This window comes from Nocardioides maradonensis (assembly GCF_054777115.1).
This window is the reverse complement of record NZ_BAAHAZ010000014.1, coordinates 80646-96226: the sequence shown is the minus strand read 5'-3', so window position 1 is coordinate 96226 and position 15581 is coordinate 80646. Positions and strand designations below refer to the sequence as shown.

Below are 15581 nucleotides of genomic sequence, written 5' to 3'. Positions count from 1 at the left end.
TCCTAGTCCCCGGCCTCGGCCGCGAGCAGGTAGCTGGTCAGCAGCCGCTTCAGCTCGATGATCGCCTCGGCGTGCTCCTGCCCGTCGCGCACCGAGAAGTTGAACATCGAGTACGCGACGTGGACGAGCACCTCGGCCGAGATGCGGCGCCGCTCGCGCGGGACGCCCGGCGTGAGCGGCGCGAGCACGCGCGCGACCTCGGCGGCCAGCTCGCGCTCGGTCACCGCGGCCGTGGCGCGGGTCGCGGGCGTGGACTGGACGGCGTGCCAGACGGCGCGGCGGGACGGGTCCTTGCGCCACAGCTCGGCGACGTGGTCGATCAGCCGGTCGACGAGCACCAGCCAGTCCAGGGTCGGCAGCTGCTCGGCCAGCGCGCGCAGCTCGTCCTGGACGGCCACCGCGTCGACGCGGTCGAGCTCGCAGACGATGACGTACTTGTTGGCGAAGAACTGGTAGAGCGTGCCGATCGGCACGCCGGCCCGCTGGGCCACCTCCTCGCACGTGAACGACTCGAACCCGACGTCCATCAGGACGTCGCGGCTGGCCTGCAGCAGCTGGTCGAACTTGAGCCTGCTGCGCTCCTGGGCCGGCCGCTTGCGGGGCTCGAGCAGTTCGGTCACGCCCCGAACTCTACGAAAACACGGGGGTTCTTGGGCGGAACCCGCCAGGACGGCCAGCCTGCCTCAGGCCTTCTTCGGCCGCGGGGCCGCCTTGCGAGCCGGTCGGCGCGGCGGCGTCGGCTCGGTGCCCATGAACTGGAAGAGCGGCGCGGTCACGGTCTCGAGGGCGGCGACGACCTCGGCCTGACGATCGGCGAGGCCGGCGACGATGTCCGCCAGGTGTGCCTGAGCCTCCGCGAGCGAGGCGACCGTGTCGGCGAGCTCGCGCTGCCGGACCACGAAGTCCTGCAGCGGCTGTGCGGTCGTGCCCGCCAGCCCCGTGAAGGCCGTCGCCAGGCCAGCCACCGTGCCGGCGAGGTCGGCGACCTGACCGGACAGCTGGCTCGCGAGCTCGTCGGGTCGCGTGACACCCACCATCGCTGCGGAGGCCGCGAGACGCATGGTGTCGGTGGCGAGCTTCGTCGCAGCGGTGCTGGCCGCGATCATGAGCTCGATCGGATTCTCTGCCATGGCGTAAACAGTCCCAGATCGCCGGCGTTTTGACAGCAAAGCCGCCGTGTCCGTTTCCCGCCAGAAGCTGTCGGTGACGGGGTGCAGGATGGAGGCATGACAACGCTTCTGGATCTCGACGACGCGCGCTACACGGCGCTGCAGTCGCGCGATCGGCGGTACGACGGGGTCTTCTACGTGGCCGTCCGGACGACCGGCATCTACTGCCGGCCGTCCTGCCCGGCCCGCACCCCGGCCCGCGCGAACGTCACCTTCCACCGCACCGCCGCGTCCGCCCAGCTCGCCGGCTACCGCGCGTGCAAGCGCTGCCTGCCGGACGCGACCCCCGGCAGCCCCGAGTGGGACGTCGCTGCCGACGTCGCCGGACGCACGATGCGGCTCATCCTCGACGGCGTCGTCGACCGGGAGGGCGTGCCGGGCCTGGCCCGCCGCGTCGGCTACGCGCCCCGCCACCTCAACCGCCTCGTCTCCGCGGAGCTCGGCGCGGGCCCGCTCGCACTCGCTCGTGCGCAGCGTGCGCAGACCGCACGGATCCTCATCGAGACCACGTCGCTGCCGTTCGCCGACGTCGCGTTCGCGGCCGGCTTCAGCAGCGTCCGGCAGTTCAACGACACCGTCCGCGAGGTGTACGCCGCCACCCCGACCGAGCTGCGCGGCCGTCGCGGGGGAGCGACCGCCAACGCGATCGAGCTGCGGCTCGCGGTGCGGGCGCCGTTCGCGGGCGGTGCGCTGCTCGACTTCCTCGCTCTGCGCGCGGTGCCGGGGATCGAGGTGGCCGAGGGATCGACGTACGCACGGACGCTGGACCTGCCGCACGGGCCGGGCACGGTCCGCCTCGAGCTGTCCGACACGACCGGCGGCGGGATGGCGTTCGTGCCGGCACGCTTCGTCCTCACCGACCTGCGTGACCTGTCGGCCGCGATCGCGCGCACCCGCCGGCTGCTCGACGCCGACGCCGACCCGGTGGCGGTCGACGCCCACCTGTCCACGGACCCCGCCCTGCGCGGCCTCGTCCGCCGTCGGCCCGGGCTGCGCGTCCCCGGCCACGTCGACGGTGCCGAGCTCGCGACGCGGGCCGTCCTGGGTCAGCAGGTGAGCGTCGCCGGTGCCCGAACCCTCGCAGCCCGTCTCGTCGCCGCCCACGGTCGCGAGATCACCACCGACATCCCCGGTCTCACGCACCTGTTCCCGACCGCCGACGCGCTGGCCGCGCTCGACCCCGAGACGATCGCGATGCCGCGCGCACGCGGGCGAGCGCTCGTGGGGCTGGCCGACGCGCTCGCGTCGGGCGCGCTCGTGCTCGAGCCGGGGCCGGCCCGTTCCGACGTACGACGCGACCTGCTGGCCCTGCCCGGCATCGGGCCGTGGACGGCCGACTACATCGCCCTGCGCGCGCTCGGCGATCCCGACGTCTTCCTGCCGACCGACCTGGGTGTCCGCCACGGGCTCGCCGCGTTGGGGCCGGCGGATCCCGAGCGCTGGGCGCCGTGGCGCTCCTACGCGCTGCTGCACCTGTGGACCAACGACTCGAAGAAGGAGAGCTGACATGTGGACCGTCGTCGATTCACCGATCGGACCGCTGCGGATCGTCGAGCAGAACGGCGCGATCACCGCGATCGAGTTCAGCCCGTTCCGCGACCAGGACGGCCGCCCGCGCGGCGCGCAGGCCGACGACCACCCGGTCCTGCGGGCCGCCGTCGACCAGCTCGCCGAGTACTTCGCCGGTGAGCGCACCGACTTCGACCTCCCGCTCGCGCCCGTCGGCAGCGCCTGGCAGCGCAGCGTGTGGGAGCAGCTGCTGAAGATCGGCTACGGCGAGACGGCGTCGTACGGCGAGATCGCCGCCCGGCTGGGCAAGACGAACGCCGCCTCCCGCGCCGTCGGCACCGCCAACGGCTCCAACCCGATCCCCATCGTCATCCCGTGCCACCGGGTGATCGGCGCCGACGGCACCCTCACCGGCTACGCGGGCGGGATCGAGCGCAAGCAGCTGCTCCTCGACCTGGAGCGCACCGACCAGCTCTTCTGACATTTGGCGCGAGCACGTCGCCGCTGTCGACGCCTTGCTCGGCTTGCGTCCTTCGGCTCCTCCGGTCGCTCGTTCCTCGCTCCCTACGTCGCCTCATGCCGCGCACCTCGCAACCGGCGCCGGCGGCGCCGCGCTGCCGCGCGCGCAGTCGAGTTGCGTACTTCCCGCCTTCTCCTGGCGGCAAGACGCTCGTGGGGAGCGCGATCACGCCGAGAACCGGGTTTGCTGACATCTCGCCGGTGACAAACCCGCGTCTCGCCGGTGACAAACCCTGGTTTCGGCTACTCCGCCGCGGCGCGGCGCAGCGACTCCGAGAGCCGCTCCGCGGCCGCCAGCACCGCAGGCGCGTGCATCCGGCCCGGCTGGCGGGAGAGCCGCTCCAGAGGGCCCGACACCGACACCGCGGCGATGACCTTGCCGCCGGGGGAGCGGATCGGGGCGGAGACCGAGGCCACGCCCTGCTCCCGCTCGCCGACCGACTGCGCCCAGCCACGACGGCGGATCGCGGAGAGCTCGGCCGCGGAGAACGCGGCGTTCTGCAGGCCGCGGTGGATGCGCTCGGGGTCGTCCCACGCGAGCAGCACCTGCGCGGCGGAGCCCGCGCGCATGGTGAGCTGCGAGCCGACCGGGATCGTGTCGCGCAGGCCGGAGGGGCGCTCTGCGGCCGCGACGCAGACGCGCGCGTCGCCCTGCCGCCGCCACAGCTGTGCGGACTCGCCGGTGATGTCGCGCAACCGCGCGAGCACCGGGCCGGCGGTGGCCAGCAGCCGGTCCTCGCCGGCGGCGGCGGACAGCTCGGCGAGACGCGGGCCCAGCACGAACCGGCCCTGCATGTCGCGCGCCACGAGGCGGTGGTGCTCGAGCGCCACCGCCAGGCGGTGCGCGGTCGGCCGTGCCAGACCCGTGCCGGCCACCAGGCCCGCCAGGGTCGCGGGGCCCGACTCCAGTGCGGTGAGCACCAGGGCCGCCTTGTCGAGTACGCCGACGCCGCTCGAGTTGTCCATATGGCAATACTGCCGTCTCAGAAGTTGGGATGCAAGGTCTAGGCTCTGATCAGTGCCCAGACCGGGCGCTGAGAGCGATTCAGGAGGGTGTCATGGGTAGGACCCTGGCGGAGAAGGTGTGGGACGAGCACGTCGTCCGATCGGTCGACGGAGAGCCGGACCTGCTCTACATCGACCTTCACCTCATCCACGAGGTGACCAGCCCGCAGGCGTTCGACGGCCTGCGTCTCGCCGGTCGCAAGGTACGTCGGCCCGACCTGACCCTGGCCACCGAGGACCACAACGTCCCCACGCTGGACTGGGACAAGCCGATCGCCGACCCGGTGAGCAAGACCCAGGTCGACACGCTGCGCAAGAACGCCGAGGAGTTCGGCGTACGGCTGCACCCGCTCGGCGACGTCGAGCAGGGCATCGTGCACGTCGTCGGCCCGCAGCTGGGCCTGACCCAGCCCGGCATGACGATCGTCTGCGGTGACTCGCACACCAGCACCCACGGTGCCTTCGGTGCGATCGCGTTCGGCATCGGCACCAGCGAGGTCGAGCACGTGCTCGCCACGCAGACCCTGCCGCAGGCCAAGCCGAAGACGATGGCGGTCACGGTCAACGGCGCGTTGCCCGAGGGTGTCACCGCGAAGGACCTGATCCTCTACCTGATCGCGCAGACCGGCACCGGCGGCGGCCAGGGCTACATCGTCGAGTACCGCGGCGAGGCTATCGAGAAGCTCTCGATGGAGGGCCGGATGACCGTCTGCAACATGTCGATCGAGTGGGGCGCGAAGGCCGGCATGATCGCGCCCGACCAGACCACCTTCGACTACATCGAGGGCAAGCCCGAGGCGCCGAAGGGCGCCGAGTGGGACGCCGCCGTCGCGCACTGGAAGACGCTGACGACCGACGCCGACGCGACCTTCGACAAGGAGATCGTGATCGACGCGTCCGACGTGACGCCGTTCGTCACCTGGGGCACCAACCCGGGCCAAGGCGTGCCGCTGGGCGCCAACGTCCCGAGCCCCGACGACTTCGCGGACCCGTCCGACAAGCTCGCCACGGAGAAGGCCCTGGAGTACATGGGGCTGACCGCGGGCCAGCCGATGCGCGAGGTCAAGGTCGACACGGTCTTCGTCGGCTCCTGCACCAACGGCCGGATCGAGGACCTCCGCCTGGCGGCGGAGATCATCAAGGGCCACAAGGTCGCCGAGGGCACCCGGCTGCTCGTCGTGCCCGGCTCGGTGCGCGTGCGCAACCAGGCGATCGAGGAGGGCCTCGACAAGGTCTTCATCGAGGCCGGTGCGGAGTGGCGCGGCGCGGGCTGTTCCATGTGCCTGGGCATGAACCCCGACACCCTCGCTCCGCAGGAGCGCAGCGCCAGCACGTCCAACCGCAACTTCGAGGGCCGGCAGGGCAAGGGTGGCCGCACCCACCTGGTGTCCGTGCCCGTCGCTGCCGCGACCGCCGTCCGCGGCACCCTGTCCTCGCCCGCCGACCTGCAGACCGTGGAGGCCTGATCATGGAGAAGTTCACGAGCCACACCGGCACGGCCCTGCCGCTGCGTCGCAGCAACGTCGACACCGACCAGATCATCCCGGCGGTCTACCTCAAGCGCGTGACGCGCACCGGCTTCGAGGACGGACTGTTCGCCGCCTGGCGCAACGACCCGGAGTTCGTGGCGAACAAGCCGGAGTACCAGGGCGTCAGCATCCTCGTGGCCGGCCCCGACTTCGGCACCGGCTCGTCGCGCGAGCACGCGGTCTGGGCGCTGATGGACTACGGCTTCAAGGTCGTGCTGTCGAGCCGCTTCGCCGACATCTTCCGTGGCAACTCCGGCAAGGCCGGGCTGCTGTCGGTGCCCGTCGACCAGGACGTCATCGAGAAGCTGTGGGAGCTCATCGAGGCCGACCCCACCACGCAGGTCACCGTCGACCTCGAGGCGCGCACCGTCACCGCCGGTGACCTCACCGCGGAGTTCCAGATCGACGACTACACGCGCTACCGGCTGCTCAACGGGCTCGACGACATCGGCATCACCCTCGGCAACGAGGCCGACATCGCGGCGTACGAGCAGAACCGGCCGAGCTGGAAGCCCGTCACCCAGCACGCCTGAGCGTCGGGCAACACTCAGAAGTCCCATTCCACCGGGGGTTTCGGCATCGCCGAGACCCCCGATGGCATTTCCGTACGACGCTGCGCGGCCGAATCGGATTCGCCCCGCACGGTGCGTGCATCGCCTGAGAAGCGGCCGAGAAGCGCCGAAATCCGTGAAAAAACCGGGGATTTCCCCGGCGTGGTGATTGTGACCACGGTCATCTGTGCCTAGCGTCAGCCGCAAGGACGTCGGGCGTGGGCCCGTCGCAACGACCAGGAACGGCGACCCCGTCGTTCTGGCGGAAGGACAAGCAGTGAACAAGTCTCAGTTGATCGACGCGCTCGCCGAGCGCTTCGACGGCAACCGTAAGGCCGCAGCGAACGCTCTCGACGCCGTGCTCGACACGATCACGCGTCAGGTCGCGAAGGGCGAGAAGGTCGCGATCACCGGCTTCGGCTCCTTCGAGAAGCTCGTGCGCAACCCGCGCCTGGTCCGCAACCCGCAGACCGGTGAGCAGATCAAGACCAAGAAGAAGGCCGTCCCGAAGTTCACCGCCGGTGCGGACCTCAAGAACGTCATCTCGGGCGCCAAGAAGCTCCCGCCGCTGCCGAAGCCGGCCAAGAAGGCCGCCGCTGCTGCGAAGAAGACGGTCGCCGCCGCCCCGGCCAAGACCGCCGCCCCGGCCAAGAAGGCCGCATCCACCGCCGCGAAGAAGGCCGCCCCCGCCAAGAAGGCGGCGACCACGGTTGCCAAGAAGGCGGCAGCCCCGGCGAAGAAGGCCGCTCCGGCCAAGAAGGCCCCGGCTGCGAAGAAGGCCGCTCCCGCGAAGAAGGCCCCGGCTGCGAAGAAGGCCGCTCCGGCCAAGAAGGCCCCGGCTGCGAAGAAGGCCGCTCCGGCCAAGAAGGCCCCGGCCGCCAAGAAGGCTCCGGCCAAGAAGGCTCCCGCGAAGAAGGCTCCGGCCAAGAAGGCCTGACCGCTCCTCCACACCTTCACGACGACGGGCCGCCCCTGGGGCGGCCCGTCCGTCATCTCGGGACCGACTCCAGCAGCGCCGACGTGACCGGCCCCAGGCCCAGGACCCGCGCCGCAGCGAGGCTCTCGGCATCGTCGACATCGCGACGCAGCCCGGCCAACCCACCGTCGATCGGTACGCCGCCGGCATCCCGGTGCGCCGCCGCCGACCCGACGCCGAAGCGCGGATCGAACTCGTCGTACGCCGCCGTGTAGAGGGTCGTCCCCGTCCCCTCCGCATCGCTGCAGTACGCCGGCCCGCGCCCCACCGCTGCGAGCGCGGCGTCGAGCAGGGCCGGCGTCAGTGCGGGCAGATCGGCGAGCAGGGCGACCGGTCGCAGCGACGGCCACGAGCGACGAGCGAGCCCAGAACCCGCGCGCAGCGCGGCATTCAGCCCACCGCCGGGGTCGGTGCAGAGCTCCACGCCCAGCGCGCGCACCTCCTCGCCGAAGGCGGTGTCGTCGGTGATCACCAGCACTCGTGCGACCGCGGACGCGTCGCGGGCCGCGCAGATCGTGTCGATCGCGATCGCCCGCGCCAGCGCGGCCCGGTCGGCGACGCCGTCCAGACGCGACTTCCCGATCGCGGGCGGCTTCACCGGGACGAGTGCCACGAACCCGCCATCGCCGAAGGACATGACGACATCGTCCCAGGCACGCACCGGACGCGGGCCGCGGGACCGGTAGCCTGCACCCGTGACGGTGCGCAGGATGCAGGAGAAGCGCGGCTGGGTCTTCTGGCTGGCGTGCTTCATCGTCAAGCCGTTCATGTGGGCGACGACCAAGCGCACCTGGCTCAACCCGGAGCGGATCCCGGAGTCGGGCGGGTTCGTCATCGCGATGAACCACCTCTCCCACATCGACCCGGTGACGGCCGCTCTGATCGTCTACGACTACGGGCGCCTGCCGCGCTACCTCGCGAAGGCGGGGCTCTGGGACAACAAGTGGCTGCGGCTCATCCTCGACGGCGCGGAGCAGATCCCGGTCGAGCGGGAGTCCGGTGGGTCGCAGGCGTTCACGGCCGCCGTGCAAGCGGTGCGGGACGGCAAGGCGATCGTGGTCTACCCCGAGGCGACGATCACCCGTGACCCCGACCTGTGGCCGATGAAGGGCAAGTCCGGCGCGGCGCGCATCGCGCTGGAGACGGGGTGTCCGGTGATCCCGGTCGGTCAGTGGGGCGCGCAGGACCTGCTGGCGCCGTACACGACCAGGCCGCACCTGATGCCGCCGCGCAAGCGGCTGGTGCAGAGCATCGGCGAGCCCGTGGACCTCAGCGACCTGGCCGTGAAGGAGCAGGCGCCCGAGGTGGTCGCGGAGGCGACCGAGCGGATCATGGCCGCCATCACGGCCGAGCTCGAACAGATCCGCGGCGAGAAGGCGCCGGCCCACCGCTGGGACATGGCCGTCGACGGCGACCGCTTCAAGAAGGCCGACCGGTGAGCGGCAAGGTCGCCGTCCTCGGTGCTGGCTCGTGGGGCACCGCCTTCTCCATCGTCCTCGCCGACGCCGGCAACGACGTCACCATCTGGGCCCGTCGTGACGAGGTCGCGGCCGACATCAACGAGCGCCACGAGAACGTCGAGTACCTCTCGGGCATCGAGCTCCCGCGGACGATCACCTCGACGAGCGACCCCGAGCAGGCGCTCGCCGGAGCCGACGTGGTCGTGCTCGCCGTCCCCTCCCAGTCGCTGCGCGACAACCTCCCCGCCTTCATGCCGTACGTCGCCGACGACGCCGTCTTCGTCTCGCTCATGAAGGGCGTCGAGCTCGGCACCCAGCGCCGGATGTCCGAGGTCGTGGCCGAGGTCGCGGACGTGCCGAGCAACCGGATCGCCGTCGTCAGCGGGCCGAACCTGGCCCGCGAGATCGCCCGCCGCGAGCCCGCCGCCTCGGTGATCGCGTGCACCGACGAAGAGGTCGCCACGATGCTGCAGAACCGGTGCCACGCGCCGGCGTTCCGGCCCTACACCAGCGTCGACGTGCTCGGCTGCGAGCTCGGCGGCGCCTACAAGAACGTCGTGGCGCTCTGCGTCGGGATGGCCGTCGGCATGGGCTTCGGCGACAACACCACGGCCTCGCTGATCACCCGCGGCCTCGCCGAGACCGCGCGTCTCGCCATGAGCCTGGGTGCCAACCCGCTCACCCTGATGGGCCTCGCCGGCCTCGGCGACCTGGTCGCCACCTGCTCCTCGCCGCTGTCCCGCAACCGCACCTTCGGCGAGAAGATGGGCCAGGGCATGAGCGTCGAGGACATCTACGCCTCGACCCGCCAGGTCGCCGAGGGCGCGAAGTCGTGCTCCTCCATCCGCGCCCTCGCCGAGAAGACCGGCGTCGACACCCCGATCGCGAGTGCGGTCGACGAGGTGGTCGGCGGTCGGATGACGACCTCCCAGCTGATGGAGGCCTTCATCAACCGCGACACCAAGCCCGAGCTGCGTTAGGACACGGCCCGGTCCAGCGCCTGGCGCAGGTCCTCCCAGAGGTCCTCGACGTCCTCGATGCCGACCGACATCCGGACCAGGCCCTCGGGGATGGTCGCCGACTCCGACTTCCACCGCCGCCGACGCTCGAACGTCGACTCCACGCCGCCGAGCGAGGTCGCGTGGACCCACAGCGAGGTCGCCCGTACGACGAAGTCCGCCGCGTCCGGCGACGCCAGGACCGGCGCCACGATCGCCCCGAAGCCCGGGTAGCGCACCTCGTCGACCGCCGGGTGGTCGGCCAGCCGCCGCGCGAGCTCGACGGCGTTGGCCTCGGCCCGGTCCAGCCGCACGTGCAGCGTCCGCAGGCCGCGCAGCGCCAGCCAGGTCTCGAACGGGCCCGGGGTGGCACCGGTCAGGTCGCGCCGGGCCTTGACGGCGGCGTACGTCTCGTCGTCCCTGATCGTCAGCGTGCCGAGGTTCACGTCGCTGTGGCCTGCGATGTACTTCGTGGCCGAGTGCAGCACGATGTCCGCCCCGAGCTCGAGCGGCCTCTGCCGCAGGGGAGTGGCGAAGGTGTTGTCGACGACGACGAGGATGCCGAGCTCGTGCGCCGCGGCCGAGAGCTCCGCGATGTCGGCGACCTCCAGGGCGGGGTTGGTCGGCGACTCGATCCACAGGATCGCGACGTCCTCGTCCTCCTTGAGCGTGGCGATCACCGCGTCGGTGTCGGCGATGTCGACCAGGTGGGTCTTCAGCCGACCCCGCGACTCGGCGTCGGCCAGCGCCACCAGGCAGCCCTGGTAGGCGTGGCGGGGCGCGACGACGCTGGAGCCCGCACCGACCAGGTCGATGAGCATCGACGCGGCCGCCATGCCGGACGAGAACGCCAGGGTCCGCCCGCCCTCGAGCGCGCCGAGCGCCTCCTCGAAGGCCGTCCAGGTCGGGTTGCCGTAGCGGCCGTACTCCAGGTCACCCGTCGCGACGTACGTCGACGCCATCGTGATCGGCGGGTTCAGCGGGGCGTCGGGGACGTGTGCGGGTCGGCCGGCGGTGACTGCCACGGTGCTGGGATGCATGCGACCAACGGTAGGGTCAGGCCAATGAGCCAGCGCATCCGCGTCGCCCTCGTCTTCGGCGGCCGCTCCACCGAGCACGCCATCTCCTGCGTCACCGCCGGCAGCGTGCTCAAGGCCGTCGACCGCGAGAAGTACGACGTCATCCCCGTCGGCATCACCGCCGAGGGCCGCTGGGTGCTCGAGGCCGACGAGCCGGACCGCTTCGGCTTCGGCGCCGACGGCTCGCTGCCCTCGGTCGACGGCAGCCGCGAGGAGATCCCGCGCGACCTGTCCGGCTTCGACGTGGTCTTCCCGCTGCTGCACGGCCCGTGGGGCGAGGACGGCACCATCCAGGGCCTGCTCGAGATGAGCGACGTGCGGTACGTCGGTTCCGGCGTGCTCGCCTCCGCGCTGTGCATGGACAAGGCGTTCATGAAGATCGTGCTCGAGGACGCCGGGCTGCCGGTGATGCCCGGTGCGGTCGTGACCGCACGTGACTGGGACGCCGACGAGGTCGCCGCCACCGAGCGGATCGCCGCACTGGGCTTCCCGCTGTTCGTGAAGCCGGCGCGCGGCGGCTCCAGCATCGGCATCGCCAAGGCCAAGGACGTCGGCGAGCTCGGCACGGCCATCAAGGCCGCGCTCGTCCACGACCCGAAGGTGCTCGTCGAGGTGTCGGCGGAGGGCGCGCGCGAGGTCGAGTGCGGCGTGCTCGGCTCCCTCGATGGCGGCGTCGACAGCACGCTGCCCGCCGAGATCCGGATCAGCAGCGAGCACGAGTTCTACGACTTCGAGGCCAAGTACAACGCCGAGGAGCACACCGAGCTCGACGTACCCGCCCAGCTGCCGGACGTCACCATCGAGCAGATCCGGGAGATGTCGACCCGCGCGTTCCGCGCGATGGGCTGCGAGGGCCTGGCCCGCGTGGACTTCTTCCACCTGCCCGACGGCTCGCTCGTCATCAACGAGCTGAACACGATGCCCGGGTTCACGCCGCTGTCGATGTTCCCGATGATGTGGGCCCACAGCGGCCTCTCGTACGCCGACCTGGTGGACCGCCTGATCCAGCTGGCCCTGCAGCGCGACACCGGCCTGCGCTGAGGCGTCGTACCGGTCAGCGCGCAGCGCTGTCGCGGGCGGCCGCGACCCGCAGCGCCTCGGCGACCGCATCGACCGTCGGCGGCGAGCTGCGCCGGGTGAGCAGGTAGACCTCGCGCCCGATGCCGCCCCCGCGCAGGTCGCGCAGGTCGCGCACCACGACGCCGGGCGCCTCGTGCGCGTGGACCAGGTCGGGCAGCAGCGTGGCTGAGCCGGTCGTGCGGGCGAGCTCGAGCAGGATCAGGAAGTCGTCGGACGTGGCGCGCAGGTCGGGCTCGAAGCCGCCGAGCTGGCGGCAGGCGCGCAGGGTCATCCGGTGGTGGCCGGTGCCGGGCTGGCAGGCCGCCCAGGGCAGGTCGGCCAACGCGCGCAGGGACACGGGCCGGCCCGAGGCCGCCGCGGGGTGGTCAGCGGGCAGCACGAGCCGGATCTGCTCGTGCAGCAGCGTCATCCGGCGCAGGTCCTCGTGGACCGGACGCGGCTGGTCCTCGTACTCGTCACCCACGACGACGTCGAGGTGCTGCAGCCGCAGCGCGGGCACGGACTGCTCCACCTCGGCCTCGGTGACCTCGACCCGGATGTCGGGGTGGCTGTCGGCGAGGGCCTGGATGGCCGGCGCGACGACCCGGATCATGGCCGACTGGAAGGCGGCGATCCGCACGGTGCCCGCGAGGCGCCCGGCCACCACGGCCGCGACCTCCGCCTCCGCGGCCTCGACGGCCGACAGCAGGTCGTCGGCGCGCGCCGCGAGCAGCAGCGCGGGCGGGGTGAGCCGGACGTTGCGGCCCACCCGCTCCAGCAGCGGGGCGCCGACCTCACGCTCCAGCACGGTCAGCTGCTGCGACACGGCGCTGGGGGAGTAGCCGAGCGCGGCGGCGGTCGCGTGGATCGTGCCGCGCAGGTGCACCTCGCGCAGCAGGCGGAGGCGGTGCAGGTCCAGCATCTGTTCAGAATAGCTGAACAACAGACCGGCATATTTCGCGATGGACCTGAACAGTTGGCGTGGCCGACCATGGAGCTGTGGGACCGACGTACTGCCTCTCCTCCGCCTTCGCCTTCGGCCTGATGGCGATCTTCGCCAAGCTCTCGTACGCCGATGGCGCGACCGTGGGGAGCCTGCTGGTCGTCCGCTTCGGGCTCGCGGCCCTCGTGCTCGTCGCCGTCGCGCTGGCGACCGGCACGCTGCGACGCCTCGGCCGTCGTACGGTCGCCATCGGGCTCGCGATGGGCGCGGTCGGGTACGCCGCCCAGGCCGGCCTCTACCTCGCCGCCGTCTCCCGCGTGCCCGCCTCCCAGGTCGCCCTGGCGTACTCGGTGTATCCGGTGCTGGTGATGCTGGCGGCCCTGTTCATCGGCCGGGAGCGCGCCTCGCGCCGTCGCCTCGCCGCCCTCGTCACGGCGTCGGCGGGCATCGCGCTCGTCCTGGGCGGCGCCGCGGCGGGTGCCTTCGACCCGATCGGTGCCGGGCTGGCGCTCGGCGCGGCCGGCGTCTACACCTGCTACATCCTCATCGGCGACCGGGTCGTGGGCGGTGCTCCGCCGCTGCCGCTCACCGCGATGGTGTGCACCGGCGCCTTCCTGACCTGGACGCTCGTCGGCGTGCTGCGGGGCGACCTGGCGCTCGGCCGGGTCGGCGTCCAGGGGTGGGGCGGCCTGACGGCCCTCGCGCTCGTCAGCACGGTCGCCGCCATCCTGCTGTTCTTCGCCGGTCTCACCCGGGTGGGCCCGACCGTGGCGTCGCTGCTGTCGATCGTCGAGCCGGTCGTGACCGTCGTGGCCGCCGCGGTCGTGTTCGGCGAGCAGCTCACCACCGCCCAGGTCCTCGGCGGCGCGCTCGTCCTCGCCGCGGTGGTGCTGGTGCAGTGGCAGGGTCAGACGCAGCCGGTCGTCTTGCGGAAGCTGCGCTTCACCGCGCCCGCCAGCTCCGACATCACCGCCGCGACGGCGGCCGGGCGGTAGCGGGCCGGCACGTCGACCTCCACGCGCGGCTCGTAGCCCGCGGCCGTGACGGTCGCGTCGAGCGACTGGTCGTCGTACTGCGCGGACGGGAGGTACCAGCCCACGCCGTTCGCCACCTGGCACTCGGCGCCGATCCCGAACCCCTCGGGCACGCCGACACCGCACGACACCACGATCGCCGGGTCACCGTACGACGCCTGCGGGCCGTCGCTCGCCCGCGAGGCGAGCGGCTGGTCGGCGAGCCGCTGGGGGAGCGCCGCCATGAAGGCCGCGCACGCGGTGGCATCGGCACCGGTCGGGTGCGGCACCGCGGCCGGCGAGGGCCCGCAGCCGGCCAGGGCCGGCGCGAGCAGGAGCGCGCCCGCCGCGATGAGCGAGCGGCGCAAGATCAGATGTGGACGACCGGGCAGGTGAGGGTCCGGGTGATGCCGTCGAGGGTCTGCACCTTCGAGACCACCAGGGCACCCAGCTCGTCGACCGTGCGCGCCTCGGCGCGGACGATCACGTCGTACGGTCCGGTGACGTCCTCGGCGAGCGTGACGCCGTTGATCTGGCCGACGGCCTTCGCGACCTCGGCCGCCTTGCCGACGTCGGTCTGGATGAGGATGTAGGCCTGCACCACCATGGGAGCGCTCCTGACTGCGTCGGTATCCGGACCTCAGCAAACTACTCCGCTACGGGACGTTTGGGCCAAATCCGGGTCCGCGGTTCGATCTGGTGGGATGGCCCCATGGCTTCTCCTGCAGCGACCCTGGCGGACCTCGGTGAGTTCGGTCTGATCGACCAGGTGGCGGCGATCGTCGCGGCGACAGCGCCGGGGGAGGACGTGGTGGTCGGCCCCGGGGACGACGCCGCCCTGCTCCGGGTCCGCAAGGGCCACGTCGTGGTGTCGACGGACCTGCTCGTCGAGGGTCGTCACTTCCGCCGCGACTGGGCGGAGGCGACCGACGTCGGTCACCGCGCGGCCGCGCAGAACCTGGCCGACATCGCCGCGATGGGCGGTCGCCCGCAGTGGCTGACGATCGGCCTCGCGGCGCCGGCCGACCTGCCGGCGAGCTGGGCGCTCGACTTCGTCCGCGGGTTCGCCGAGGAGGCCGCGTCGGTGGGTGCGGGTGTCGTCGGCGGCGACGTCACGTCGGCCGACAGGATCACCATCGCCGTGACCGTCATCGGCGAGTGCTCGGTGGCGCCGGTGCTGCGCGGCGGCGCACGGGAGGGCGACGTCGTGGCGCTCGCAGGACGCCAGGGCTGGGCCGCCGGCGGCCTCGCGGTGCTGGGCCGGGGCTTCCGCTCGCCACGGGTCCTCGTGGAGGCCTACCGGCGCCCGGAGCCGCCGTACGCCGAGGGCCCGGTCGCCGCCGCGGCCGGCGCGACCTCGATGATCGACATCTCCGACGGGCTGCTGGCCGACGCGGCCCACGTCGCCCGGGCCTCCGGGGTGTCGATCGACATCCGCACGGGCGCCTTCGAGATCCCCGAGCCGCTCGTCGCCGTCGGGCAGGCCATCGGCGCCGACCCGATCACCTACATCCTCGGCGGCGGCGAGGACCACGCGCTGCTCGCCACCTTCCCCGACGCCGGCGCGGTGCCGGCCGGGTGGACCGTCATCGGCTCGGTGGGGCCGCCGGCCGCCGACGGGCCCGCGGTCACGGTCGACGGGGCGGCGTACGACGGGCCGACGGGGTGGGTCCACTTCTGAGGCGCCCTGGCGTGCTGTAACACGCTGCTCGACGCTGTAGTACGACGAGATCTCGTCGTACTACAGCGCAGCTCGGTGCACCTAGGCCGC

The 15581-nt window shown here is 72.3% G+C and carries 19 protein-coding genes; 10 read left to right on the top strand and 9 right to left on the bottom strand.

Going from position 1 to position 15581, the window contains the following annotated elements:
* Nucleotides 1-2 precede the first annotated feature (2 nt).
* Nucleotides 3-620 carry a TetR/AcrR family transcriptional regulator gene (locus ACYVAQ_RS17075; RefSeq protein ID WP_460791615.1) on the bottom strand — a complete coding sequence of 206 codons (618 nt, stop codon included), beginning with the start codon at nt 618-620 and terminating at the stop codon, nt 3-5.
* Between the two features lie 63 nt (nt 621-683).
* Nucleotides 684-1130 (bottom strand): hypothetical protein, encoded by a 447-nt coding sequence (locus ACYVAQ_RS17070; protein ID WP_460791614.1) that lies wholly within the window; start codon nt 1128-1130, stop codon nt 684-686.
* A gap of 96 nt (nt 1131-1226) precedes the next feature.
* Here ACYVAQ_RS17070 and ACYVAQ_RS17065 point away from each other — a divergent pair, with 96 nt between their 5' ends.
* Nucleotides 1227-2675 carry an AlkA N-terminal domain-containing protein gene (locus tag ACYVAQ_RS17065; RefSeq protein WP_460791613.1) on the top strand — a complete coding sequence of 483 codons (1449 nt, stop codon included), beginning with the start codon at nt 1227-1229 and terminating at the stop codon, nt 2673-2675.
* Between the two features lies 1 nt (nt 2676).
* Entirely contained in the window at nt 2677-3159 is a 483-nt protein-coding gene (locus ACYVAQ_RS17060; protein WP_460791612.1) for a methylated-DNA--[protein]-cysteine S-methyltransferase, read from the top strand.
* Between the two features lie 281 nt (nt 3160-3440).
* On the opposite strand, the gene ACYVAQ_RS17055 is transcribed toward ACYVAQ_RS17060, so the two are convergent.
* Nucleotides 3441-4163, bottom strand: a complete 723-nt coding sequence (locus tag ACYVAQ_RS17055; protein WP_460791611.1) for an IclR family transcriptional regulator — start codon at nt 4161-4163, stop codon at nt 3441-3443.
* 92 nt (nt 4164-4255) lie between these two features.
* Here ACYVAQ_RS17055 and leuC point away from each other — a divergent pair, with 92 nt between their 5' ends.
* Together leuC and leuD are read left to right on the top strand one after the other, a co-directional pair.
* The gene (gene leuC / locus ACYVAQ_RS17050; RefSeq protein ID WP_460791610.1) at nt 4256-5668 is read left to right on the top strand and encodes a 3-isopropylmalate dehydratase large subunit; all 1413 of its coding nucleotides are present in this window, start codon (nt 4256-4258) and stop codon (nt 5666-5668) included.
* A gap of 2 nt (nt 5669-5670) precedes the next feature.
* The gene (gene leuD, locus ACYVAQ_RS17045; protein ID WP_460791609.1) at nt 5671-6264 is read left to right on the top strand and encodes a 3-isopropylmalate dehydratase small subunit; all 594 of its coding nucleotides are present in this window, start codon (nt 5671-5673) and stop codon (nt 6262-6264) included.
* Nucleotides 6265-6278: 14 nt separating this feature from the next.
* On the opposite strand, the gene ACYVAQ_RS17040 is transcribed toward leuD, so the two are convergent.
* Nucleotides 6279-6467, bottom strand: coding sequence for a hypothetical protein (locus tag ACYVAQ_RS17040; RefSeq protein WP_460791608.1), 189 nt, complete (start codon nt 6465-6467; stop codon nt 6279-6281).
* 92 nt (nt 6468-6559) lie between these two features.
* Between ACYVAQ_RS17040 and ACYVAQ_RS17035 the strand changes: the two genes are divergently transcribed.
* Entirely contained in the window at nt 6560-7219 is a 660-nt protein-coding gene (locus tag ACYVAQ_RS17035) for an HU family DNA-binding protein (protein ID WP_460791607.1), read from the top strand.
* A gap of 52 nt (nt 7220-7271) precedes the next feature.
* On the opposite strand, the gene cofC is transcribed toward ACYVAQ_RS17035, so the two are convergent.
* A complete protein-coding gene (cofC, locus tag ACYVAQ_RS17030; RefSeq protein ID WP_460791606.1) occupies nt 7272-7895 on the bottom strand; it encodes a 2-phospho-L-lactate guanylyltransferase in 624 nt (207 codons plus the stop codon).
* 58 nt (nt 7896-7953) lie between these two features.
* Between cofC and ACYVAQ_RS17025 the strand changes: the two genes are divergently transcribed.
* Together ACYVAQ_RS17025 and ACYVAQ_RS17020 are read left to right on the top strand one after the other, a co-directional pair.
* Nucleotides 7954-8697, top strand: coding sequence for a lysophospholipid acyltransferase family protein (locus tag ACYVAQ_RS17025; RefSeq protein WP_460791605.1), 744 nt, complete (start codon nt 7954-7956; stop codon nt 8695-8697).
* A complete protein-coding gene (locus ACYVAQ_RS17020) occupies nt 8694-9698 on the top strand; it encodes an NAD(P)H-dependent glycerol-3-phosphate dehydrogenase (protein WP_460791604.1) in 1005 nt (334 codons plus the stop codon). The genes ACYVAQ_RS17025 and ACYVAQ_RS17020 overlap by 4 nt, the downstream gene beginning before the upstream one ends.
* Here the strand turns inward: ACYVAQ_RS17020 and ACYVAQ_RS17015 are convergent.
* Entirely contained in the window at nt 9695-10756 is a 1062-nt protein-coding gene (locus ACYVAQ_RS17015; protein ID WP_460791603.1) for a trans-sulfuration enzyme family protein, read from the bottom strand. The two genes, ACYVAQ_RS17020 and ACYVAQ_RS17015, sit on opposite strands and share 4 nt — an antisense overlap.
* Nucleotides 10757-10780: 24 nt before the next feature.
* Here ACYVAQ_RS17015 and ACYVAQ_RS17010 point away from each other — a divergent pair, with 24 nt between their 5' ends.
* Complete coding sequence (locus ACYVAQ_RS17010) at nt 10781-11836, top strand: D-alanine--D-alanine ligase family protein (RefSeq protein ID WP_460791601.1); 1056 nt, start codon at nt 10781-10783, stop codon at nt 11834-11836.
* 13 nt (nt 11837-11849) lie between these two features.
* On the opposite strand, the gene ACYVAQ_RS17005 is transcribed toward ACYVAQ_RS17010, so the two are convergent.
* Nucleotides 11850-12776: a LysR family transcriptional regulator gene (locus ACYVAQ_RS17005; RefSeq protein ID WP_460791600.1), complete on the bottom strand. Its 927-nt coding sequence runs from the start codon at nt 12774-12776 to the stop codon at nt 11850-11852.
* Between the two features lie 77 nt (nt 12777-12853).
* On the opposite strand from ACYVAQ_RS17005, the gene ACYVAQ_RS17000 reads away from it, so the two are divergent.
* Entirely contained in the window at nt 12854-13792 is a 939-nt protein-coding gene (locus tag ACYVAQ_RS17000) for a DMT family transporter (RefSeq protein ID WP_460791598.1), read from the top strand.
* Here ACYVAQ_RS17000 and ACYVAQ_RS16995 read toward each other — a convergent pair.
* Nucleotides 13705-14178 carry a DUF3515 family protein gene (locus ACYVAQ_RS16995; RefSeq protein WP_460791597.1) on the bottom strand — a complete coding sequence of 158 codons (474 nt, stop codon included), beginning with the start codon at nt 14176-14178 and terminating at the stop codon, nt 13705-13707. The genes ACYVAQ_RS17000 and ACYVAQ_RS16995 overlap by 88 nt on opposite strands.
* Before the next feature lie 2 nt (nt 14179-14180).
* Complete coding sequence (locus ACYVAQ_RS16990; protein ID WP_460791596.1) at nt 14181-14417, bottom strand: Lrp/AsnC family transcriptional regulator; 237 nt, start codon at nt 14415-14417, stop codon at nt 14181-14183.
* A gap of 105 nt (nt 14418-14522) precedes the next feature.
* Between ACYVAQ_RS16990 and ACYVAQ_RS16985 the strand changes: the two genes are divergently transcribed.
* Complete coding sequence (locus tag ACYVAQ_RS16985) at nt 14523-15491, top strand: thiamine-phosphate kinase (protein ID WP_460791595.1); 969 nt, start codon at nt 14523-14525, stop codon at nt 15489-15491.
* The last annotated feature ends 90 nt before the right edge of the window (nt 15492-15581 follow it).